Raw genomic sequence first — 21,415 nt, 5'->3', positions numbered from 1 at the left:
CTCTCCGTTCTGGTTGAAGTTTCAACTAGCAGCGTCGACCGTACCGGAGTCAGGTGAGCGACTTGTGAAAAACCCACATTCTGGACATGAACGCGTGAGCAGGCGCACACGGTGCGTGGGCCTACGGTGCCGGAAGCAGCGGCTCCAACTCGGTGGCAAGCTCACGCGCGGCTTCACAGGCGTGCGCGCGTTGTTCCGCGCGCAGCATCGTCTCGGTCACGACCGCACGCCCGTGCTCACCGACTTGGAGGGCGAACTCGCACATCCCCTGCCCCGCACCGAACGGTTCCCCTTGGCGCGCCTCGCGGCCGTTGATGGCCGCCGGAGCGCGGCCAGGCACTTGCCGCGCGTACTCGGCAAGCCCCTGAACGGGATCGAGAGCGAGGGAATATTTGCCGTAATCAGGCTTTGATGCATGGCATTCGTTGCGTGCGGTTTTCCGCTCGCCGGGCCCGAATCCCTCACCTTCGACCAACTGTTCGAGCACGGCGCACGCGTCCATGCCGGTCAACGTCCCAGCGCCAGCGGCAGACGACGAAGAAACTTGAATCGCCGAATATGTCTCGCGGCTTCGTCGTCGGCAGCATCATAGTTGCGGATTGCCACGTCCAACGCATGCCGCAGGTTGTCCAGGCCGGCCGTCAACGTGTGGAACACCGGGACCAGGGAACGATCATCCGAGTCCATCGCTTGCCGCATGTGCTCCGCGACTTGCTGGGCATAAGCGTCGTTGCCCAGCTTCGACGCTCGCTGGAGATAGGCCACCCGAGGGGCCAGAGTGTCGAGCCGATCCTGCATCGTGGCGATGGCACTTCGGAGAGGAGTCCCCGTTTCCTCGTCGACCGCCCAGCGGCCCGCCTGCGCCTCTCCAGGCAAATGTTTCGCGCCGTCCGCGAATGACCTGACCTGTTCGGGGCGCCCATCACACCGCTTATGGCCTCAGCGATTGGCTGCGTGGGCCCCCCAAGGTTCTGCCACCGCGTCCTCCACAGGCTCAACCACTGATTTGAACACTGTACACCGTGCCTGGTCGCGGCGAGGCGCACGAAGGGGCGGCGCCCGAGCCGAAGCCCGGACGCCGCGCCAAGAACCGCGAGAATCAGCCCTTCAACAGAGCCCGCGCCATGACCATGCGCTGGATCTGGTTCGTGCCTTCGTAGATCTGCGTGATCTTCGCGTCGCGCATCATGCGTTCCACCGGGAAGTCGCGGGTGTAGCCGGCGCCGCCGAAGAGCTGCACCGCGTCCGTCGTCACCGACATCGCCACGTCCGAGGCGTAGGACTTCGCCGCCGAGGCCATGAACCCGGCACGCGCGTCGCCGCGTTCGGTGGCTGCCGCGGAGGCGTACACCAGGTGCCGGGCGGCCTCGATCTTCGTGCCCATGTCCGCCAGCATGAACTGCACGCCCTGAAACTCACCGATCGCGCGACCGAACTGCTTGCGCTCCTTCACATACGCCACCGCCGCGTCCAGCGCGCCCTGCGCGATGCCCAGCGCCTGCGCCCCGATCGTCGGCCGCGTGTGGTCCAGCGTGCGCAGCGCCGTCTTCAGCCCGGTGCCGGGCTCGCCGATGATCCGGTCCGCCGGGATCGTGCAGTTCTCGAAGTAGATCTCCCGCGTCGGCGAACCCTTGATACCGAGCTTGCGCTCCTTGGGGCCGACCGAGAAGCCCGGGTCGTCCTTGTGCACCACGAACGCCGAAATCCCGTTCGACTTCTTCGGCGCGTCCGGGTCGGTCACCGCCATCACCGTGTACCACGTCGACTCGCCGGCGTTGGTGATCCACGCCTTCGTCCCGTTCAGCACCCAGTGGTCACCGTCCAGCCGGGCCCGCGTGCGCATCGACGCGGTGTCCGAACCGGCCTCCCGCTCCGACAACCCGTACGACGCCGTCGCCCCGGCCGCGATCTCCGGCAGCACCAGCTTCTTCAACTCGTCCGACGCCGACAGGATGATCGGCTGCGTCCCCAGCTTGTTCACCGCCGGGATCAGCGACGCCGACGCGTCGACCCGCGCGACCTCCTCGATCACAATGCACGCCGCGATCGCGTCCGCGCCCTGCCCCTCGTACTCGTCGGGGATGTGCACCGCGTTGAAGCCCGAGGCGTTCAGCGCCCGCAGAGCCTCGACCGGGTACCGCTCCTGTTCGTCCACCTCGGCGGCGTAAGGTGCGATCTCCTTCTCCGCCAGCGCACGCACGGCAGCACGCAGCTCCTCGTGCTCGTCGGCCAGCTGGTAGAGGCCCGGGGTCTCCGACACCTTCGTCACCTTTCCTCGCACGGGTAAGAAGTCCGCCGTCCATGTTAGTAGTCGTTCACCAGCCGGAATTGTGTTCTGGGCCGCACCTTCGCTCTATGGTGGGGTGATGCCGATCACTGCTGCTGGGTCATGGCCGCCCCACTTCCCGAGATCGCTCGAGTACCCCGACGTCCCCGCCGGGTCGATCCTCGCCGCCGCCGCGAAGCGCTACGCCGACCGAACCGCGTTCACCCACCACGACCGCTCCCTCACCTACGCCCAGACCTACGGCGCGGCGTGCCGGTTCGCCAACGCGCTCCGGGCGCGGGGCATCGGGCCTGGCGCGACCGTCGCCATCCACCTGCCCAACTGCCTCCCCTACCCGATCGCCTACTACGGGATCCTGCTCGCCGGCGCGACCTTCACGCCGGCGAACCCGCTGCTGCCGCCCGCCGACCTCGCCCACCAGCTCGCCGACTCCGGCGCCGTCGCCGTGGTCACGCTCGGCAAGGTCGCCCCGGTGCTCAGCGCGGTGCGCGCCCGGACCGCCGTCGAGCTGGTCGTGGTCGTCGCGCCGGACGACCTCGCCGACGGACAGGTGGAGTTCCAGTCGTTCCTCGCCGACCAGCCGGACACCCGCCCCGAGCTGGACATCGACACCCGCACCCACCTCGCCCACCTCTCCTACACCGGCGGCACCACCGGCCGGTCCAAGGGCGTGCGGCTGCCGCACCGCAACGTCGTGGTCAACACCCTGCAGTACGCCTGCTGGGGCACCGGATCGCTGCCGGCGCTGGACGACGACGGCGACCTCACGCTCGACCAGGTCGGCAGCCCGGACGAGTGGCCGACCCGGCTGGGCGCCGGCTCGGGCATCAACCTCACGCCGTGGTTCCACGCGATGGGCACCATCGGCGGGCTCAACGTCCCAGTGATGAGCGGCGGGTCCACCACGCTGCACGACCGCTTCGACCCGGTCGCCTACCTCGCCGACGCGGAGCGGCTGCGGGTCACGTCGATCGGCGGCGCGCCAGCCCTGTTCGCGGCCCTGCTGGCCAGCCCGGACCTCGCCGCGCGTGACCTGTCGAGCGTGCGGGGCATCAGCTCCGGCGCCGCGCCGCTGCCGCACGAGATGCTGAAGGCGCTGGCCGCGCGGTTCCCGGACGCGGTGATCAGCGAGGGCTACGGCCTCACCGAGGTCACCATGGGCGCCACGATCAACCCGGCGTTCCGGTCCGGGCTGCGCAAGCAGGGGTCGGTGGGCGTGCCGGTGTTCGACACCGAGGTCAAGATCGTGCCGCTGGAGGGCGGCGAGGAGCCGGTGCCCGAGGGTGAGCAGGGCGAGGTGTGCATCCGCGGGCCGCAGGTGATGGCGGGCTACCACAACCGGCCCGACGAGACCGCCGCCGTGCTGGTGGACGGCTGGCTGCACACCGGCGACATCGGCGTCCTGGACAAGGACGGCTACCTGTCCATTGTGGACCGCAAGAAGGACATGCTGCTGTACAAGGGGTACAACGTCTACCCGCGGGAGCTGGAGGAGCTGCTCATCGCGCACCCCGGCGTCGCGGCGGCGGCCGTCGTGGGGCGCAAGCAGGACGACGTCGGCGAGCTGCCGGTGGCCTTCGTCGTGCGGGCGGACGCGAACGTGACCGAGGCGGAGATCATGTCCGCGGTCAACGACAACGTCTTGCCGTACAAGCGGATCCGGGAGCTGCGGTTCGTCGACGAGATCCCGGTGTCGGCGGCGGGCAAGATCCTCAAGCGCGAGCTGCGGCAGCGGCTTTAGAGCAGCGGCAGGACCCGGGCGCGGTAGAACTCGATCGCCACGCCCGGGTCCTCCTGCGGGAAATGCAGGAACGGCGTCACGCCCGCGTCGAGCAGCTTCCGCACCGCCGCGACGTGCACGGCCGGATCGGCGCCCACCGCCCAGCGGCCGGCCACCTCCGCCAGCGGCGTCGCCTGCGCGGCCTCCTGGATCGCCTCCGGGTTGGGCAGGTCGGCCGGGTTGACCGTGAACCGCCAACACTGCGCAGCCAGGTCGATCTCGCGCTGGTCGCCGACCACGGCGAACAGTTCGGCCCATTTCGGCATCGCATCCGGGTTCTCCCGGCCGCCCGCGCGCCCGCCGCGAACGCGTCCCGCGGCGCCGGGTCGAGGGACGCTCCGGCCTGGGTGATCCAGCCGTCGCCGTACTGGCCGCCCAGCCGCGCGCTCTTCGGGCCCTGGGCGGCCACGTACACCGGCGGTGGTTTCGACGGCAGGTCGTACAGCTTGAGCTGGTCGGTCGAGAAGAACCGGCCGCGGAAGGTGACCCGCTCCCCCGTCCACAACCGCCGGATCAGTGTGATCGCCTCGACGAGCCGGTCGTGCCGCTCGGCGTAGCGGCCGTAGTGGCCGGTGCCCGCCTGCTCGTTGACCGCCTCGCCGGTGCCGACCCCGAGGAACGTCCGTCCCGGCGCCAGCAGATCGAGGGAGGCAAACGCTTGCGCGACCTCGGTCGGGTGGTGCCGGTAGCTCGGGCAGGGCACGCCGGAGCCGAAGGTGACCCGCCGCGCGCGCTCACCGACCAGGGCGAGCGTCAGCCGCGGGAACATCGAGTGCCCCTGGTCGTCCTGCCACGGCTGCAGGTTGTCGCTGGCCCAGACGAACGCGAAGTCCAGCAGCCGCGAGGTCGGGAACTGCTCGTGCGACAGCACCAGCCCGACGGGTGCTCGTGCCGCGGGCGGCTCGGCCCGGACGAACCCGGCGGATGCGGCGAACAGGCCCAGCGTGCGGCGCGAGAACTCCATGATCGCCGGGTACCCGCCGGAAACCGGACCGATCAGGAGTTCACCGACACTGGTGATTTCACCGATGCCCCGGGCAACACGATGACGGGAGACTCGGTGAATGGTCCACAACAGACTTCGCAAACTGACCCTGCTCGCCGCGCGGCGGTCGGGCTGGCCCGCACGGCGACGGTCGGCACGGCGTCCGCCGCCACCAGCGCGGCCGCCTGCTCCGACCTGGAGATCGTCTTCGCCCGCGGCAGTGGCGAGGCGCCCGGCCTCGGCATCACCGGCACCCCGCTGGTGTCCGACGTGAAGTCGGCGCTGTCCTCGGCGTAGGTGTCGTCCTACGCGGTCAACTACGCCGCGAGCTACGACCAGACCAGCGCGCCGGGCCCGGCGCCACCGACTGAGCAACCACAACAAGTCCACCGCGGCCGCGTGCCCGGACACCAAGTTCGCGATCGGCGGCTACTCGCTGGGCGCGAGCGTCACCGACATCGCGATCGGTATCCGGACCTACCTCGGCACCGGCCAGACCATCCCCACCGAGTTGGCGCCGCGGGTGGTCGCGGTGATCGCGTTCGGCAACCCGCTCGGCCTGTACGGGCAGACGATCAAGACGGCCAGCTCGACCTACGGCCCGAAGTCACTGGAGTTCTGCAACCGCGGCGACACCGTCTGCGGCGGCACGGGCACCGGGCCGGGCTACGGCCACCTCGGCTACGCCACGGACGGCAGCGTCGACCAGGCGGCGGCCTTCATCGCGAAGCAGTACACCGCGAGCTAGGACTGCAGCTTCTCCTGGAGCTTGGCGTCCTTGTCGAGGACGAGCTGTTCGAGATCGGCCTGGAAGGCGGCCATCTTCTCCCGCAGCGCCGGGTCCTGCGCGGCCAGGATCCGCACGGCCAGCAGCCCGGCGTTGCGGGCGCCGCCGATCGACACCGTCGCCACCGGCACCCCGGCCGGCATCTGCACGATCGACAGCAGCGAGTCCATGCCGTCGAGGTACTTCAGCGGGACCGGCACCCCGATCACCGGCAGCACCGTCGCCGAGGCGACCATGCCGGGCAGGTGCGCTGCTCCCCCTGCGCCGGCGATGATCACCTTGATGCCTCGGTCCGCCGCGCTGCGGGCGTAGTCGAGCATCCGCTGCGGGGTCCGGTGCGCGGAGTACACGCCGACCTCGTAGGACACGCCGAACTCGTCCAGCGCCGTCCCGGCCGCTTCGAGCACGGGCCAGTCGGAGTCGCTGCCCATGATCACGCCGACGTCGGTCACGCGTCTTCCTCTCAGTGGATGTCGTAGCCGTCGGGCCATTCGGCGTGCGACAGCCAGTGCGCGGCCAGCTTGGCGCGGGTCCGCAGGTTGTCCAGGTCGCCGCCGACGAAGTTGACGTGCCCGAGCTTGCGGCCGGGCCGCTCGCCCTTGCCGTACAGGTGCACGCGGGCGTCCGGGAAGCGAGCGAACAGGTGGTGCAGCCGCTCGTCGGGCGACATCCGCGGCGTGTCCGGCGCGCCGAGGACGTTGGCCATCACCGTCGGCGCGATCAGGTCGGTCACGCCGAGCGGGTAGTCCAGGACGGCGCGCACGTGCTGCTCGAACTGCGAGGTGGCCGATCCGTCCATCGTCCAATGGCCGGAGTTGTGCGGGCGCATCGCGAGCTCGTTGACCAGCAGCCCGCCGTCGGTCTCGAACAGCTCGACCGCCAGGATGCCGACCACGTTCAGCTCGTTCGCCAGCCGCAGCGCCAGCTCCTGCGCCTCGTGCACCTGGCGCGAGGTCAGGCCCGGCGCGGGCGCCAGCACCTCGGTGTTGATGCCGTCCTCCTGCACCGTCTCCACGACCGGCCAGGCCGCGCCCTGCCCGAACGGCGAGCGGGCGACCAGCGCCGACAGCTCCCGCTTCATGGCGACGCGCTGCTCGACCAGCAGTTCGGTGCCCGCAGCGAGCAGCTCGGGAACCAGCGTGCGCGCCTCGGCGTCGGAGTCGACCATCCACACGCCACGGCCGTCGTAACCGCCGGTGGCCGCCTTCAGCACGACCGGCCAGCCGTGCTCGGCGCCGAACTTGAGGAGGTCCTCCACTTCGGACACCTCGGCGTACGGCGGGCACGGGAACCCGGTGGCCGACAGGTGGTCGCGCATCACCAGCTTGTTCTGCGCGAACGCCAGCGCGTCCGGGCCGGGCCGCACGGTGAAGCCCTCGTTGACCAGCGCGAACAGGTGCTCCCACGGGACGTGCTCATGGTCGAAGGTGACCACGTCGACGGTCTTGGCGAACTCGCGCAGCGCGTCGAGGTCGGTGTGGTGGCCGATCTGGACCTGCCCGGCGACCAGGCCGGCGGCGTCGTTCTCGTCGATCGCGAGGACCCGGAGCGACTGTCCCAGCGAAATCGCGGCCTGATGTGTCATCCGGGCGAGCTGACCGCCGCCCACCATCCCGACGACCGGGAGACCTGTGCGCTTGTCCATAACGGTTATGAGATTAACCGGAGACGCAGCTCACGGGCCGCTAGCCCGAGAATTCCCAGCGCGGCGGCCAGCACGTACGCGTTGCCGGGCACGAACAGCTCCGGTCCCCAGCCGAACTCGGTGTCGCCGCCGTTGGGCACCAGCATCACGACACAACTGGCGAAGAACGCGGCGACCAGGCCCGCCCAGACCCAGCGCGCCTTCGACGCGAGCAGGACGATCAGCGGCACCGCCCACACCCAGTGGTGCGACCATGACACCGGCGAGACCAGCAGCCCGAAGAAGGCGGTCACCAGCAACGCGGCCAGCGTCTCGCCACGCTGGTGCAGCCGCCGCACCAGCCACACCGCGGGCGCCGCGAGCACCGCGCCGACGGCCAGCGCGACCGCCGTCGACCAGGACGCCTCGTGCGAGAGCCGGTTCACCAGCCCGCCGAGCGACTGGTTGAAGATCCAGGACACCCCGCCGACGCGGTGCGGGTCGAACGCGGCCTCGGCCCAGTACCGCGCGGCGTCGCCGGGCATCAGCGCGAACATCACGGCCTGGAGCCCGGCGAACGTGGCCAGCGCGCGCAGCCCGTCGCGCCACCGGCCGGTGACGAACAGGTGCGCCACGAAGATCAGCGGCGTCAGCTTCACCGCGGCCGCGACGCCGATCAGCACGCCGGACGAGCGCGAGCCGGCCAGCACCAGCACGTCGACCACGACCAGCGCGAGCAGCACCAGGTTGATCTGCCCGAGGAAGATCGTCTTCCAGACCGGCTCCAGCCCCAGCGCCGCCACCGTCAGCCCGGCGACCGCCCAGCCGCGGAACCACCCGCTCACGCGGACCACCACGGCGAGCGACAGCACCGACGCCGCCGCCAGCACGCCCCAGGTCAGTCCGCTGGGCAGCGCGGCGAGCGGGACGAACAGCAACGCGGCCGCCGGCGGGTAGGTGAACGGCAGCGACACCCACGACGGCAGCGTGGTCAGCCGCTCCGGGGTGTAGACCGCGTCACCCTGCAGGAAGGTCAGCGCGCCGGCGCGGTAGACCGCGCTGTCCGCGCCCAGGTGCCAGCCCGCGAGCCAGCCGGCCACCCCAGCCGCGAACGCGCCCAGGACGAGGACGCCGACGAGTGCGGGCTCAGCCCGGGACCGCAACGTCGTCACGCGCCCGCTCCCGCCGGCGCTGTAGCGCCCAGCGCGTCAACAGCACCACGGTCAGCACCAGTGGCGTGAGGATGTAGGCGTTGCCGAGCACGGTCTGCCAGAACTTCCAGTGCAGCTCGATGTTGCGCCCGTTGGGCAGCGCCAGCAGCACGCAGCTGATGAACACCGCGACCACCGCACCGGTGGCGACCCAGCGCTTCCACGCGTTCGCGAGCGTGGCCTGCGGCAGCCGGGACACCAGCAGCACGATCAGCGGCACGGCCCAGACCCAGTGGTGCGACCACGAAATCGGCGAGGCCAGCAGCCCGAAGAACGCCGTGACCAGCAGGGCGGCCAGCGCCTGACCACGGCGGTGGAAGCGCAGCATCAGCCACACGGCCGGGATCGCCAGCAGCGCCGCGACGCCCAGCGCCGCCTTCGACGCCCACGGCGCGAGGTCGGTGAGCCGGTTCATCAGGCCGTTCAGCGACTGGTTCCCGGCCCAGTGCACCGGGCCGATGCGGCCGGTGTCGGAGATCGTCTTGGTCCAGTAGCGAATGGTGTCGCCCGGGATCAGCGCCAGCATCAGCAGCTGCAAGCCGAGGAACACGCCGAACGCGCGGAACGCCTCGCGGCGGCGGCCGGTCAGGAACAGGTGCGCGACGAACACCAGCGGCGTCAGCTTCACCGCCGAGGCGATGCCGACCAGCACGCCGCCCCAACGGGTGTTGCGGGTGGTCACGACGAGCACGTCGACCACCACGACGGCCATCAGGATCAGGTTGATCTGACCGAGGAAGATCGTCCGCCACACCGGCTCGAGACCGAGCATGACCAGCGAGAACAGCAGCGTCGCACGGGCCGGCGAGGACCACCAGCGGCGGACGGCGGGCGGGGTGGGCAGCGAGCCGATCGCCACCCGGACCACGAGCGCCATCGCCAGCACCGAGATCGCCGTCAGCACACCCCAGGCGATCTGGACGGGCAGGATCGCCAGCGGCACGAACAGCAGCGCGGCTGTCGGCGGGTAGGTGAACGGCAGCAGCGCCCACCACGGTTCCGGCGGCAGGGTGTTCGCGTCGTACAGCGGTTCGCCGTGGAGCAGGGTGATCGCACCAGCCCGGTACACCGCGCTGTCCACCCCGAGCCGCCAGTCGAGCAGCCAGCCGACGACACCCAGGACGAGCGCGAGCAACGGGACGAGCGACAGCAGCAGGATCGAACGCGGCCGCACCGACAACCGGGCGAGCGAGGTCCGCAGGGCCAGGCGCGGGTGCGCCGGCTCGCTGAGCGGTTCGCCGCCGGCGGCGGGCACTGACTGGGTCACCCTTTCAGGAAATCACGAATCGGGTATTCGGTGGCGACAGGGTCAGGTTCGTGCGAGTCGCTGCAGCAGGTCGCACGCGGAGTCGTGCGTCGCGGGCAGCCGGACCAGCTTGATCTTCGGCGGGCTGACCGATTCCAGCTGGTCGTCGACCGACAGGCGCTCGTGCAGTTCGCGCCGCAGCATCACGGCCTTCGCGGCGATCCGGCCATCCCGCGGGACCGCGGCGGCGACCGTCGACGGCCCGAGCTTCGCGGTGCTCTCGCCGCCGTCGAACACCCCCCGCAGCGCCTCCGCGATCAGGATCATCGCGGTGAGCCGCGACCAGCCGGTCACGCCGCTCAGGTCGACCGAGACCACCAGCAAGGTGTGGTCCTCCGACACCCGGTGGGCCGGCCGCCCGTACAGCTCGCGCAGCCTGGTCCGCAGGTAGGACGCGGTGGGCAGGCCGGTCAGCGGGTCGATGACCTCGGTGGTGGCGAGCTTGTCCATCGCGACCTCGGCCCACGCGAGTGCCGCCACCCGCAGTAGCCGGGACGGCAGCGCGTCCACGTCGGGGCTCACCAGACCACCTGAATCCCCCGGCGGGGTGATCACGGCGTGCAACGCCGCCAGATCCGCGAGCGTTTCGGCCAGCCCGGCGCCCGCCGCGGCCCGCGCCCTGGCCAGGCCCGCGATCGGGATTTCCGCCGTGCCCCCGCGCAGCACCGCCGCGCACACCGTGTCGACCTCCGGCAGCGCCCAGTCGCTGGGGAAACGCCATCCCGCGGCCAGGCTCGCGGACCGCCAGCGTGCCCGCAGCTCCGCCAGGGACCGGCCGTCGCCGCCAGGCTCCGGTTCGAGGCGCAACCCCATGGCCGGCACGTCCACTGGCAACCGTCCTCTCGTCCCGCGACCGCTGTTCCGGTGAAGTGACGATCCACTCGGCGGGCCGTGACGGAATTACACCGCGCGGGTCAATAGGGCGAGGTGTCGCGTGACGCGGCGGGGCCGGTCAGTCACACTGATCGCGCAACACTGGGGAAAAGGAGAGCGGTGTCCACCCTTCCGGCCGATTTCGAGGGCAAGAGCGACGCGGAGTTGATCACCGACGTCCGCACCGGCACCCTGGCCGCCTACGGCACGCTCTACGAACGGCACGTGGGCGCGGCATACAACCTGGCGCGGCAGCTCGCGCGGTCCAACGCCGAGGCCGACGACCTGGTGTCCGACGCGTTCGCGAAGGTCCTCGACACGCTGCGCGGCGGCAAGGGCCCGGACAGCGCATTCCGCGCCTACCTGCTCACCGCGCTGCGGCACACCGCCTACGACAAGACCCGCAAGGACAAGCGCGTCGACCTCAACGAGGACATGACGACGGTCGGCGCGGAGGCGCTGACCGTCCAGTTCTCCGACACCGCCGTCGCCGGCCTGGAGCGGACGATGGCGGCCAAGGCCTTCGCGTCCCTGCCCGAGCGCTGGCAGGCGGTGCTGTGGCACACCGAGATCGAGCAGCAAAGCCCGGCTGAGGTCGCGCCGCTGCTCGGCCTGACGCCGAACGGGGTGTCCGCGCTCGCCTACCGCGCCCGCGAGGGCCTGCGGCAGGCCTACCTGCAGGTCCACCTCGCCGAGACCTCCGCCGACAAGTGCCGGGCGTGCGCCGACCGGCTGGGCGCGTGGACGCGGGACGGCCTGTCCAAGCGGGAACGCGCCCAGGTCGAGTCCCACCTGGACGAGTGCGAGGACTGCCGCGCGCTGGCCGCCGAACTGGCCGAGGTCAACGGCGCGCTGCGGGCGATCATCGCGCCGATCGTGCTCGGCGGGGCGGCACTGGGCTACCTCGCGACCGCGGGCAAGGCGACGGCCGCGACCGTGGCGACCGCGGGCGCCGCGGCCGGGTCCGCGGGTGGCGCGGCGTCGCTCGCCGCGGCCGGGCCGCGGCAGTTCGTCGGCGTCGGCATCGCCGGGACGGCGGTGGCCGCGGCGGTCGCCGCCGCGCTGGCCGCGGGTGGCGGCACCCAGGAAATCCCGGCGGCCGCGTCGGTCCCGGCGCCACCGCCCGCCGTCGCGCCTGCCCAGCCACCGGCACCGCCCGCGGCTCCGCCCGCCGCGCCGCCGGCGCCCGCCGTCGAGCCGGCACCCGCGCCGGTCGTGCCCCCGGCGCCCGCGCCCGCGCCGACCCCGGCGCCGCCACCACCGCCACCGCCCGCCGCGCCCGCGAACATCACCGCGGAAGGCCCGGCCTCGGCGCTCGAACTGGAACCGGGCGGGGACCCGGTCGCCCTGCCGATCACGGTGCGCAACAGCGGCGCCTCGGTGTCCGAACCGGTCGCGGCGACGCTGAACCTGCCGCCCGGCATCAGCGTCGTCCAAGCCGGCGGCGGTGGTGGCGGCGCGGGCGGCTTCGCCGCGCAGGCCGCCGACGGGCCGTTGCTGGTGAACTGCCCGCCGGGCGAGGGCACGGTCACCTGCACCACGCCGCGCGGGCTGCAGCCGGGTGAGACCGCGGTGCTGACGTTCCTGCTGAAGGCAGACCGGACGGCGTCCTCGGGACAGGTGACCGGGACGGTGAACGCGGGCGCGAACATCCGGCTGTCCGTGAACGTGCCGGTGGCCGTCGCCGAACTGCCGGACGACCTGGCGCTGGAAGCGACGGCCTTCTGGAGCGGCCAGCACGTGTGGGGGCGGTCCGCGTGGCTGTCCGTCGACGTGGTCAACAAGGGCGAGAACACCAAGCTCGTCACCCTCTCGATCGACGCCGACGCGCGGCTGATCCTGGGCAACTTCCGGGCGGCGTGCGAACGCGGCCCGACGACCACCTGCACCAGCCTCAACGCGCTCCAGCCGGGCGAGCACCTGCGGCTGTGGTTCGAGCTGGACCGGCCGAAGGAGGAATCCCGCACCGTCACCGTGTCGGCGACGCTGGGCCGCGCGCACGCGTCGCGGACCGTCACGTTCGACTGCTGGTTGCCGCACTGCGGGGTGCCGGGGCTCGCGCCGACCACGACGACGGTGCCGCCGTCGTCGAAGCCCACCACGACGACCAACCCGTCGTCGAGCGGATCGACGACGTCGAGCAGCACGACGACCACGACCACGGTTTCGCCGACGACCCCGTCGGCCCCGTCGACCACGTCGACCACGTCGGCGACCTCGACGACCAAGGACCACGGGCGGCCGTGGTGGTGGTTGCCGTGGATCCCCTACCCGCCGAAATGAATGGGATGAAACCGGCTTCAGCCGCCGCCTGACGATCCCCCGTTCCGCGGACTACGTACACTGCGCAAGTGACCGTTGTGGAAAGCGTGTTGTCGCACACGCCCGAGCCATTGCGCTCGGTCTTGATCAAACATCGGGAGCTGCTCAAATTCGGGATCGTCGGCGGAACGACCTTCGTCGTCGACAACGGTGTCTGGTACCTGCTGAAACTGAGCGTGCTGGAAGACAAGCCGACCACCGCGAAAGCGATCGCGATCATCGTCGCGACCATCGTGTCCTACATTCTCAACCGCGAATGGTCGTTCCGGACTCGTGGGGGGCGGGAAAGGCACCACGAGGCCGCGCTGTTCTTCGTGATCAGCGGCCTGGCCGTGGCCGTGAACCTGATTCCGCTGTGGGTGTCGCGGTACGTGCTGCACCTGGAACTGCCGAACGTGAGCCGGTTCGCGCAGGAGTTGGCCGACTTCGTCAGCGGGTCCATCATCGGCATGCTGCTGGCGATGGTGTTCCGCTTCTGGGGCTTCAAGCGGTGGGTCTTCCCGGACGAACTGGGGAAGCGCCGCAGGGACCTGTCCCGCGACGAGGCGGACACCAACGCCTGACACCGCCCGCCGAACGTACGTCGGCGGCCGGCTGGGCTCGCTCAGCTCAGCGCGGCACGTGCCCCGCGGTCCGGCACTCCATTGCGCTTTCCGGCACCCGCGGCGAAGCACCCCGCACACCATCACTTCCAACCCCGGACGAACCTGGTCACCCCAGCAATGCCTGACGCTGCTCGCCCAGGGCCGCAGCCGGCCGAGGCTCGCGCCCGCTCAGCGCGGCACGCGCTCCGCGGGCCAGCGCACCTCCGGCACGTCCCCGGGGTTCGGCACCCGCAGGAACAGGCTGAACACCGCCGGCCGCCGGCTGGACAGCTCCAGCCTCCCGCCGTCCGCTTCCGCCAGGGCACGAGCCAGTGCCAGCCCGACCCCGGTCGAGCCGCCGCCGGAGAAGCCGCGCTCGAAGATGTGCGGCGCGAGGTCGTCGGGGATCCCCGAACCCGTGTCGCTCACCTCGACCACCACCGTGCCCTCGGTCTCGCCCCGGCGCGCGGCCAGCGTGACCGTCCCCGCCCCGTGCCGCAGCGCGTTGTCCAGCAGCACGCCGACCACCTCGCGCAACCGCCCGGGCGTCGCCCGCGCCATCAGGCCCTCGCCGATCCTCAGCCGCAGGTTGCGGCCCTCCGCGCGCAGCAACTGCCGCCACTCCTGCGACACCTCGGGCAGCTCCGCGGCCAGCTCCAGCGCCTCCGTGTCGACCTCGCTCGCCGCGCGCGCCGCCGCCAGCAGCTCCTCCAGCGCCTCCGACAACCGGTCCGCCTGCTCCTGCGCCGCCCGCGCCTCCTCCGCCGTGTCCGGGTCGTCGGCCACCGTCAGCGACTCCAAGCGCAGCTGCAACGCGGTCAGCCTGCTCCGCAGCTGGTGCGACACGTCCCCGACCAGCTGCCGCTCCCGCTGCACGAGCTGCGCCAGCGCGGTCCCCGACGTGTCCAGCGCCTCGGCGACCATGTCCAGCTCGCCGATGCCGTAGCGGCTGGTGTCCGGCCGGAAGTCCCCGCCACCGAGCCGCGCCGCCCGCTCGGCCACGTGCCGCAGCGGCTTGGCCAGCCGCCGGGCGGTCACGGTCGCCACCACCGTCCCGATCGTCACCGAGAACACCACCAGCAGCAGGACCGCCAGCGTCACCGTGGTCTGCCGCGACCGCAGCGGACCGGACGGGATCGACAACTCAAGGTGCCCCTGCCGCGCCAGCTGCACCGTCGCCGTCACCGGGTCCTCCCCCGGGTCGGCGCCCTCGGTCATCCGCTCCTGGCCTGGCACCTCGACGACCAGCTTGCCGCCCTGCGGGATCGCGACCGACACCTGCGTGAGGTCGTTCTGGTCGAGCGCGCCGTCGGCCAGCTCGGTGTCCAGCGTCGCGGCGATCTGCGCGGCGCGGCCGGCGAGGTCCTCGTTGTAGATGCTGTCGACCAGCTTCCACGCGGTCACGCCGAGCGGGATGCCGAGCGCCGCCGCAGTCACCGCGACGGCGAGCAGGATGGCGAGCAGGATCCGGCGGCGCACTAGTCTGCGTTGAACCGGAAGCCGACGCCGCGGACCGTCGCGATCCGCCGCTCACCGTCGCCGTGGTGGATCACCGACCCCTTGCCGTCGCTGGTCACCGACAGCTTCCGGCGCAGCCACGACATGTGCATGTCGAGCGTCTTCGAGGTCTTGGACTCCAGGTCGTTCCACACCTCGGCGAGGATCTCGTCGCGGCTCACCACCTGGCCGGCGTGGCTCATCAGCACCCGCAGCAGCTCGAACTCCTTGTTCGCCAGCTGCACCTCGCGGCCGTCCACGAGAACCATCCGCGCGCCGAGGTCCATCCGCACCCCGCCGGCTTCGAGCACCTCGGGGGCCCGGCGACGCAGCAGGGCGCGGATGCGCGCCAGCAGCTCGGCGAGCCGGAACGGCTTGGCCACGTAGTCGTCCGCGCCGGCGTCGAGGCCGACCACGAAGTCGACCTCGTCGGTGCGGGCCGTGAGCATCAGCACCGGCAGCTCGCTGCCGTTCGCGCGCAGCCTGCGGCACACCTCCAGACCGTCCATGCCGGGCAGACCGAGGTCGAGCACGAGCAGGTCGACCCGCTTGGCCTGGGTGGTGTCGAGCACCGCGGGGCCGTCCCCCACCACTTCGACGTCGTAGCCCTCCCGTTCGAGCGCCCGCGACAGCGGGTCCGCGATCGCCGGGTCGTCCTCGGCCAGCAACACCATGCTCACCTGGCCAACTCTACGACCGCGCCCCGTGAAAACATCGTGGCGTGGCGAGCTACTCGGACGATCTCATCCTGGCGGGGAAGCTCGCGGACGCGGCGGACTCGATCACCACGGCCCGGTTCCGCGCCCGCGACCTGAAGGTCAGCAGCAAGCCGGACCGCACGCCGGTCACCGACGCGGACACCGCGGTCGAGGACGCCGTGCGCGAGGTGCTCGCCGCCGAGCGCCCGGACGACTCCGTGGCGGGCGAGGAGCGCGGCGGCACGGCCTGGGAGTCGGGGCGCGCGTGGGTGCTGGACCCGATCGACGGGACGAAGAACTTCCTGCGCGGCGGCCCGGTGTGGGCGACGTTGATCGCGCTGGTCGAGGACGGGCGGCCGGTGGTCGGCATGGTCAGCGCGCCGCTGCTGGGCCGCCGCTGGTGGGCCGCGGCGGGCGAGGGCGCGTGGATGAGCGACCCGGCCGGTGAGCGCCGGATCTCGGTGTCGGCGGTGTCCGCGCTGTCCGACGCCTATCTGTCCACGACGGACCTCGGCTCGTGGACCGAATACCACTCGCGCGAGGCGTACCTGGGCCTCGTCGACGCCTGCTGGGAAAGCCGCGCGTTCGGCGACTTCTGGCACCACTGCCTGGTCGCCGAGGGCGCGATCGACCTGGCGGCCGAGCCGATCGTCAACCCGTGGGACGTCGCGCCGATGCAGATCCTGCTCACCGAGGCAGGCGGCCGGTTCTCCGACCTGAGCGGCGCGGAGCGCTTCGACGGCGGCTCGGCGCTGTCGTCGAACGGGCACCTGCACGACGAGGCGCTCGGCTACCTGCGGCGGTAGCGCTCGCCGGTCACGTCCCAGAGGTGGTGCAGCGAGTCGTGGATGAAGTAGCGCGCGAAGGTGTCGATCGTGAAGTGGGCGCCGTCGCTGCGGGTGCCGGTCCGGTCCCACTCCGCGCCGGTCACCTCGGCGAGCGCCGTGGCCAGCCGGTCCGCCGCCGCGATCAGTTCGTCCTCCACCGCCTGCGGGTCCTGGGTGTCGTACCGGTCCTCGACCGCCGTCGCGTCCTGGTCCCAGTTCGGGAACAGCGGGGCGTCCTGCGTCCGGATCAGCCGCAGGCGCTCCAGGTAGATCCGGCACACGTCCCGCACGTGGCAGCCGTACTCCAAGGCGGACCACTTGTCCGGCGCGGGCCGCTCCCGCGCGTCCGGCCGGCCCAGCGCGTCACGCCAGGCGCCGGCGTTCGCGCGCAGCATCGCCGGCACGTCTTCGCGCGCGAACGTCGCGGCGTCGAAACCGCATTCCGGGCACGGCGCGCGCAGCACCCAGGTCCAGTCCTTGGTGTCGGGGGTGATCATGCGTCGAGCATCACCGCGGGAGCCCGCGAGCACCAGCGCGAATTCCTTAACGGTGCCGTCAGCCCGCCTTAAGCCGGCGCGGGCAGCAACCCCACCGCGCCGCGGGCGACCTGCGACCACGCCAGCCTGCCGAACAGGTAGTGGCACGCGACCTGCTCGTTGGTGAACCGGGCCCAGTCGTAGCGGTTGCCCTGCTCGCGCCAGAACACCTCCCACACCGGGCCGCCCTCTTCGGACTCCTCGACCCGCAGCAGGCACCACGCGTTGTCGGCCTCCTTGCCGATCGAGATCACCTCGCCGGGCACCCCGATGGCCGCCAGCCACCGCACGATCGACTCGACGTTCACTGCGCAGCGCCCTCCTCGAACGTGATGTCCGCCAGATATCCCAGGGTGACCAGCTCGTCGGCCGAATAGACCGCCCGGTACCGCTCGCCGCCGCCCGGCTGCCCGAACCACGGCGCCGACACCGCGCGCCACACCGGCATGTCCCGCAGCACGCGGTACCGCCGGTAGCCGGCGTCGCGCACCGGCGGCGGCAGCGACCGGCGCGCGAACGGGGTGCCGTCCGGCGCGAACACCCGGCCACGCGGGTCGCCGAACCGGTCCAGCACCACGCCCTCGGCCAGCACCTCCGGCTCGCCCTCGGCTGTCCCGCCCTCGGGGTACAGCTCGCCCGGCGGCCACGCGTACTCCGGCACCTCACGGCGTTTCCCGGCCAGGAAGCGGCGGTCCCAGTCGCGTTCGTGCAGACCGCCCAGCGGGTCGTACCCGGCGAGCACCCCGGCCGGGGGCGTGCCGGCGGGCGAGGGACGGCGGCCGTACCCGGCCTGGACCTTCACCAGCGCGTCGTCGGTCCTGATCAGGTCGGAGCGCGGGTGGTCGTGCGGCGGGAACCGCAGGCCCGGCGCGTAGTCGACCTCGCACGGCGGCGCGGGCAGCTGCCGCGCCGGCTTGTCGGTGGCGACGGGCAGGTGGCCGATCGGGAACATGTGGACCCGGAACAACGCGACGATCGTTTCCCGTTCCTGCCGCGGCGCGCCCATCGGCGGCGGCTCCGGCGCGCGCGGGGCGGGCTCCGGGTACGGCTGACGCGGACCCGGCGCGACCGGCGCTTGTGGCGCGGCTGGTGCCTGCGGGGCGAAGGGGGCTGCGTACCCGGCCGCGGGAGCCGCCGGCGCGTACCCGGCGGCCGGAGCGGGCGCGGCCGGAGCCGGCGCGCCCGGCAGCCCCGGCATGCCCGGCATTCCGACCGGCGGCACAGCGGTGTCGGAGTACCCCGCGGCGGCGGTCGCGTTCGGCAGCCCGGTCGACGGCGTCGGCACCTCGTCGAAGCCCCCGGAGTCCAGCAGCCCTTCGTACTGCGGCAGCGACGGCGGGGTCGGCGGGTCCGGCAGCTGGATCGGGCCGGTGTCGGTGTCGGCGAAGGCCGGTTCGGGGACCACGGGCGGCACCACCGGCGGCGTCAGCACGGCCGAGGCCACCGCAGACGGCACCGACGGCACAGCCGGCGGCGCGCTGCCGAGCACCGCGGGCGACGGCGTGACGGCCGGCGCCACCAGTTCCGGCGCCAGCCCGGTGACCACCCCGAGCAGGGCGCCCTGGCCGTCCGGCGTGCGCGCGCCCGGGTTCGGCTCGACGAGCGGGGTGACCAGCGAGCCGACCGGCGCCGGCCCGAGCGTCGCGGCGAGGCCGTGCGTCACGACCGCCAGGTTCGCCGCGGTGCCGCGCAGGATCGGCTCGACGCCGAGGATCGCAGTCGGGTGGCCGTTCTCCGCGGCGGCGAGGCTCGCGTCCCGGTTCTTCGCGGCCTCGACGAGCTGCCGCACCAGTTCGACCTTCGCTGCGCCGACCTGCTCGGCCGCGTTCTCCAGCCGGTCGGCGGCTTCGGCGGCGCCACGCGCGGCGACGGTGAGGTGCCCGTTCTCCGGGTCGACGAACGCCGACCACGCCTGCCCGGCCGCCTCGCCCGCGTCCCGGGACAGCGCGGCGACCGCGGTGCCCGCCTGCTGGTCGGCCTCCGCGGCGAGCGCGGTCAGGTCGCGGTGTGCGTCGCGCCAGGCGGACGCCTGCTCACGCAACCTGTCCTCGTCCGCGTCCGGCCAGGACAGCCCGGTTTCCGCGGCAAGGGCGGCGAGTTCCCGCGGCAGCTCGATGCCCATGCGCTACCCCTGTGCCGTGTCGATGATCGCCTGCTGCGCGTCCTCTTCGGACCCGTGATATCGCCCGGCGGCCGCGCCGACGGTCTGCCCGAACGCCGTCAGCCGCCCGGACAGGCTCCGCAGCCCGGCCAGGGTCTCCTCGGCGGGCGGCACGTGCGACGCCGCGATCGCCTGCCCGACCGGGCCGTCGCCCCACGCCCCGTGCGCGCCGTCGAGGGCGCGCTCCAGCCGCTCCGCAACCGCCGCCGCGCGCTCCGCGAGGTTGCCGAAGTCGCCGGAGGAGACCGCGAGCCGGTCCGCGTCGGCCTCGAAACCGGCGCTCATCGGGTCATCCAGCGGTGGTCCTCGAGGCTCTCCTCGTCCGGGGCTGGACGGGGTTTCGCCGGCGCGATCTCGGTCGCGTCGAGGTCGCCGGTGCCGAGGAGCAGCGCCTGCGGGTCGGTGCCCGCAGGCAGCACGGGCGCAAGCACCTCACCGGCCCGCGCGAGCGCCCGCACGGTGGCTTCGGCGGTGACCCGCACGATCTGCTGCGCCAGCTCGTTCGGCCGGTACCGCCAATACGCGCCGTCGGCGACGGTCAGGGAAGTCAGCGTGCCGCGCGGACCGACAGTCGCCGTGATCAGCCCGTCCGCGTCGGTGGCCGAGGCGGTGACGGCCGCCAGATCGCGCTGCGCCGAAGCGAGGTTCTCCCGGCTGCGACGGTAGTCGGCGAGCAGTTCCTCCACCTGCGCCCGATGCTCGGTCACGGCACCCCTCCTCGCGAGTACAGCAGTCGGCTCGGACTCGGACGCGCGGCGGCGCGCTCCGGTTCCCCCTCGGCATCAGGTTGCCTCATCGAGCGGAAATACGCATGAGTGCCCGAACCGTGTCGCGCCGTGCGGTCAAATCGAAACCAGCCGCGGAGAACATCTCGATCGTGCCGTGGTAGAGCTCGCCCGCCGGCCGCTTTTTCCTGGCGTCGACCGGATATCCCTCGACGACGCGGGCCCCGCGGTCGAACGCGTGCCGGGTCGCGGCGCGCACCATCGCCGCGGCGATGCCCCGCCCGCGGGCGCGGCGGTGCACGTAGAAGCACGTCACCGACCACACGTCCGTGGGATCGTCGTCCGGCAGCGCGGCGACCCGGGAGGCGGCCAGGCGCGGGTTGTCCAGCCGGGGCGAGACCGCGACCCAGGCGACCGGTTCACCGTCGAGGATCCCCAGCAGCCCCAACGGTTTCCCGGCCCGCACCTCGTCACGCACGTGCGCCTTGCGCTCCTCGGGACCGGTCTCGCGGTACTGCCTGCTGGTCATCCGGTACCAGGCGCACCAGCAGCCGCCCTGCAGCCCGCCGGGGCCGAGCAGCCGCTCGAACAGCGGCCAGTCACCCGGGGTCAGCTCCGTGATCCGCAGGTCGCCGGATCGGGTGAGATCACCGGACGCCGCGGCCACGGGGTTGCGGTCCCTGCTCGCCGGGGAAGTCGTCGTACGGGTTGTCGTTGACCTGGCGGTAGATCATCGTGTGCACCCGTTCGACGCGCGGGATGTCCTCGAAGCGCAGCGGCTCGTCCGAAGCGGACTCGATCACCAGCGTCCCGCAGCCGAAGAGGCGGTCCACGATGCCGTGCTCGAACTGCACGCTGCTGATCCGGCCCAGCGGGATGTCGATGCCGGTGCGCTTGATCACGCCCTCGCGGACGATGAGGCGGTCGGTCGTGACGATGAAGTGGGTCGTGCGCCAGCGGACCAGTGGCACCAGGAAGAACCAGACGATCAGCACCACCGCGACCACGGCGATCGCGATGCGGGCCACGTCGTTCCACGGCGCGGGCGCGTCGCCGGCGAGCGTGACGAGCCAGATGCCCAGCCCCAGCGTCACGAGAAAACCGATCACCGGCCAGATCAGCATCTTCGCGTGCGGATGGCTATGCACTATGACCTGCTCGTTCTCGCTGAGCAGATCGTCGGGGTAGGCCACTGCGAACTCCTCTCGCGAC

At 72.2% G+C, this 21,415-nt stretch carries 24 protein-coding genes; 6 read left to right on the top strand and 18 right to left on the bottom strand.

All coding sequences use genetic code 11. The features are described 5' to 3' along the window. Positions 1-121: 121 nt before the first annotated feature. The 3 genes from AMETH_RS37710 to AMETH_RS04560 form a co-directional block, all read right to left on the bottom strand. Positions 122-511: a DUF3558 domain-containing protein gene (locus AMETH_RS37710; RefSeq protein ID WP_156131603.1), complete on the bottom strand. Its 390-nt coding sequence runs from the start codon at positions 509-511 to the stop codon at positions 122-124. Next, on the bottom strand, positions 508-798 hold the full coding sequence (locus AMETH_RS04565) for a hypothetical protein (RefSeq protein ID WP_017986865.1): 291 nt from the start codon (positions 796-798) through the stop codon (positions 508-510). Before AMETH_RS04565 ends, AMETH_RS37710 begins: the two co-directional genes overlap by 4 nt. A 301-nt stretch (positions 799-1,099) precedes the next feature. Beyond that, entirely contained in the window at positions 1,100-2,269 is a 1,170-nt protein-coding gene (locus AMETH_RS04560; protein ID WP_017986864.1) for an acyl-CoA dehydrogenase family protein, read from the bottom strand. A 97-nt stretch (positions 2,270-2,366) separates the two neighbouring features. Between AMETH_RS04560 and AMETH_RS04555 the strand changes: the two genes are divergently transcribed. Beyond that, complete coding sequence (locus tag AMETH_RS04555; protein ID WP_017986863.1) at positions 2,367-4,028, top strand: class I adenylate-forming enzyme family protein; 1,662 nt, start codon at positions 2,367-2,369, stop codon at positions 4,026-4,028. Positions 4,029-4,104: 76 nt separating this feature from the next. On the opposite strand, the gene AMETH_RS04550 is transcribed toward AMETH_RS04555, so the two are convergent. After that, positions 4,105-5,031 (bottom strand): LLM class flavin-dependent oxidoreductase, encoded by a 927-nt coding sequence (locus tag AMETH_RS04550; RefSeq protein ID WP_209436848.1) that lies wholly within the window; start codon positions 5,029-5,031, stop codon positions 4,105-4,107. A gap of 96 nt (positions 5,032-5,127) precedes the next feature. On the opposite strand from AMETH_RS04550, the gene AMETH_RS38980 reads away from it, so the two are divergent. Then, positions 5,128-5,349, top strand: coding sequence for an alpha/beta hydrolase family protein (locus tag AMETH_RS38980; RefSeq protein WP_209436847.1), 222 nt, complete (start codon positions 5,128-5,130; stop codon positions 5,347-5,349). A gap of 70 nt (positions 5,350-5,419) precedes the next feature. Then, positions 5,420-5,800 (top strand): cutinase family protein, encoded by a 381-nt coding sequence (locus AMETH_RS38975; RefSeq protein ID WP_209436884.1) that lies wholly within the window; start codon positions 5,420-5,422, stop codon positions 5,798-5,800. On the opposite strand, the gene purE is transcribed toward AMETH_RS38975, so the two are convergent. Genes purE through AMETH_RS04520 form a run of 5 tightly spaced genes read right to left on the bottom strand, consistent with a single transcriptional unit; the run spans position 5,797 to position 10,808 of the window. After that, entirely contained in the window at positions 5,797-6,330 is a 534-nt protein-coding gene (gene purE / locus AMETH_RS04540) for a 5-(carboxyamino)imidazole ribonucleotide mutase (RefSeq protein ID WP_051079491.1), read from the bottom strand. The two genes, AMETH_RS38975 and purE, sit on opposite strands and share 4 nt — an antisense overlap. Then, positions 6,303-7,484, bottom strand: coding sequence for a 5-(carboxyamino)imidazole ribonucleotide synthase (locus AMETH_RS04535; protein ID WP_017986861.1), 1,182 nt, complete (start codon positions 7,482-7,484; stop codon positions 6,303-6,305). Before AMETH_RS04535 ends, purE begins: the two co-directional genes overlap by 28 nt. A gap of 5 nt (positions 7,485-7,489) precedes the next feature. Next, positions 7,490-8,635 (bottom strand): glycosyltransferase 87 family protein, encoded by a 1,146-nt coding sequence (locus AMETH_RS04530; RefSeq protein WP_017986860.1) that lies wholly within the window; start codon positions 8,633-8,635, stop codon positions 7,490-7,492. Beyond that, positions 8,610-9,941: a glycosyltransferase 87 family protein gene (locus AMETH_RS04525; RefSeq protein WP_026153807.1), complete on the bottom strand. Its 1,332-nt coding sequence runs from the start codon at positions 9,939-9,941 to the stop codon at positions 8,610-8,612. The genes AMETH_RS04530 and AMETH_RS04525 overlap by 26 nt, the downstream gene beginning before the upstream one ends. Before the next feature lie 42 nt (positions 9,942-9,983). Beyond that, positions 9,984-10,808, bottom strand: coding sequence for a GGDEF domain-containing protein (locus AMETH_RS04520; RefSeq protein WP_017986858.1), 825 nt, complete (start codon positions 10,806-10,808; stop codon positions 9,984-9,986). Between the two features lie 165 nt (positions 10,809-10,973). Between AMETH_RS04520 and AMETH_RS04515 the strand changes: the two genes are divergently transcribed. Both AMETH_RS04515 and AMETH_RS04510 read left to right on the top strand, forming a co-directional pair. After that, positions 10,974-13,136 carry a sigma-70 family RNA polymerase sigma factor gene (locus AMETH_RS04515; RefSeq protein WP_026153806.1) on the top strand — a complete coding sequence of 721 codons (2,163 nt, stop codon included), beginning with the start codon at positions 10,974-10,976 and terminating at the stop codon, positions 13,134-13,136. Between the two features lie 68 nt (positions 13,137-13,204). Next, positions 13,205-13,738, top strand: a complete 534-nt coding sequence (locus AMETH_RS04510; RefSeq protein WP_026153805.1) for a GtrA family protein — start codon at positions 13,205-13,207, stop codon at positions 13,736-13,738. Between the two features lie 210 nt (positions 13,739-13,948). Here the strand turns inward: AMETH_RS04510 and AMETH_RS04505 are convergent, their stop codons facing one another. Together AMETH_RS04505 and AMETH_RS04500 are read right to left on the bottom strand one after the other, a co-directional pair. Beyond that, entirely contained in the window at positions 13,949-15,238 is a 1,290-nt protein-coding gene (locus AMETH_RS04505) for an ATP-binding protein (protein WP_017986856.1), read from the bottom strand. Next, the gene (locus AMETH_RS04500; protein ID WP_026153804.1) at positions 15,238-15,930 is read right to left on the bottom strand and encodes a response regulator transcription factor; all 693 of its coding nucleotides are present in this window, start codon (positions 15,928-15,930) and stop codon (positions 15,238-15,240) included. The genes AMETH_RS04505 and AMETH_RS04500 overlap by 1 nt, the downstream gene beginning before the upstream one ends. 47 nt (positions 15,931-15,977) lie before the next feature. Here AMETH_RS04500 and hisN point away from each other — a divergent pair, with 47 nt between their 5' ends. Further along, positions 15,978-16,760 (top strand): histidinol-phosphatase, encoded by a 783-nt coding sequence (gene hisN / locus AMETH_RS04495; RefSeq protein WP_017986854.1) that lies wholly within the window; start codon positions 15,978-15,980, stop codon positions 16,758-16,760. On the opposite strand, the gene AMETH_RS04490 is transcribed toward hisN, so the two are convergent. The 7 genes from AMETH_RS04490 to AMETH_RS04460 form a co-directional block, all read right to left on the bottom strand. Continuing rightward, positions 16,745-17,278, bottom strand: coding sequence for a DinB family protein (locus AMETH_RS04490; protein ID WP_017986853.1), 534 nt, complete (start codon positions 17,276-17,278; stop codon positions 16,745-16,747). The two genes, hisN and AMETH_RS04490, sit on opposite strands and share 16 nt — an antisense overlap. A gap of 68 nt (positions 17,279-17,346) precedes the next feature. Further along, positions 17,347-17,625, bottom strand: a complete 279-nt coding sequence (locus tag AMETH_RS04485; RefSeq protein WP_017986852.1) for a hypothetical protein — start codon at positions 17,623-17,625, stop codon at positions 17,347-17,349. Beyond that, entirely contained in the window at positions 17,622-19,439 is a 1,818-nt protein-coding gene (locus tag AMETH_RS38970; RefSeq protein WP_017986851.1) for a TNT domain-containing protein, read from the bottom strand. The genes AMETH_RS04485 and AMETH_RS38970 overlap by 4 nt, the downstream gene beginning before the upstream one ends. A gap of 3 nt (positions 19,440-19,442) precedes the next feature. Next, positions 19,443-19,763 (bottom strand): hypothetical protein, encoded by a 321-nt coding sequence (locus AMETH_RS04475; protein WP_017986850.1) that lies wholly within the window; start codon positions 19,761-19,763, stop codon positions 19,443-19,445. Then, positions 19,760-20,185 carry a YbaB/EbfC family nucleoid-associated protein gene (locus AMETH_RS04470; RefSeq protein ID WP_017986849.1) on the bottom strand — a complete coding sequence of 142 codons (426 nt, stop codon included), beginning with the start codon at positions 20,183-20,185 and terminating at the stop codon, positions 19,760-19,762. Before AMETH_RS04470 ends, AMETH_RS04475 begins: the two co-directional genes overlap by 4 nt. 85 nt (positions 20,186-20,270) lie before the next feature. Beyond that, entirely contained in the window at positions 20,271-20,870 is a 600-nt protein-coding gene (locus tag AMETH_RS04465) for a GNAT family N-acetyltransferase (protein WP_017986848.1), read from the bottom strand. Then, positions 20,851-21,396 carry a PH domain-containing protein gene (locus AMETH_RS04460; protein WP_017986847.1) on the bottom strand — a complete coding sequence of 182 codons (546 nt, stop codon included), beginning with the start codon at positions 21,394-21,396 and terminating at the stop codon, positions 20,851-20,853. The genes AMETH_RS04465 and AMETH_RS04460 overlap by 20 nt, the downstream gene beginning before the upstream one ends. Positions 21,397-21,415: the final 19 nt, after the last annotated feature.

The organism is Amycolatopsis methanolica 239 (assembly GCF_000739085.1).
Lineage (GTDB): Bacteria > Actinomycetota > Actinomycetes > Mycobacteriales > Pseudonocardiaceae > Amycolatopsis_E > Amycolatopsis_E methanolica.
This window is presented reverse-complemented; position numbering and strand designations above follow the sequence as displayed.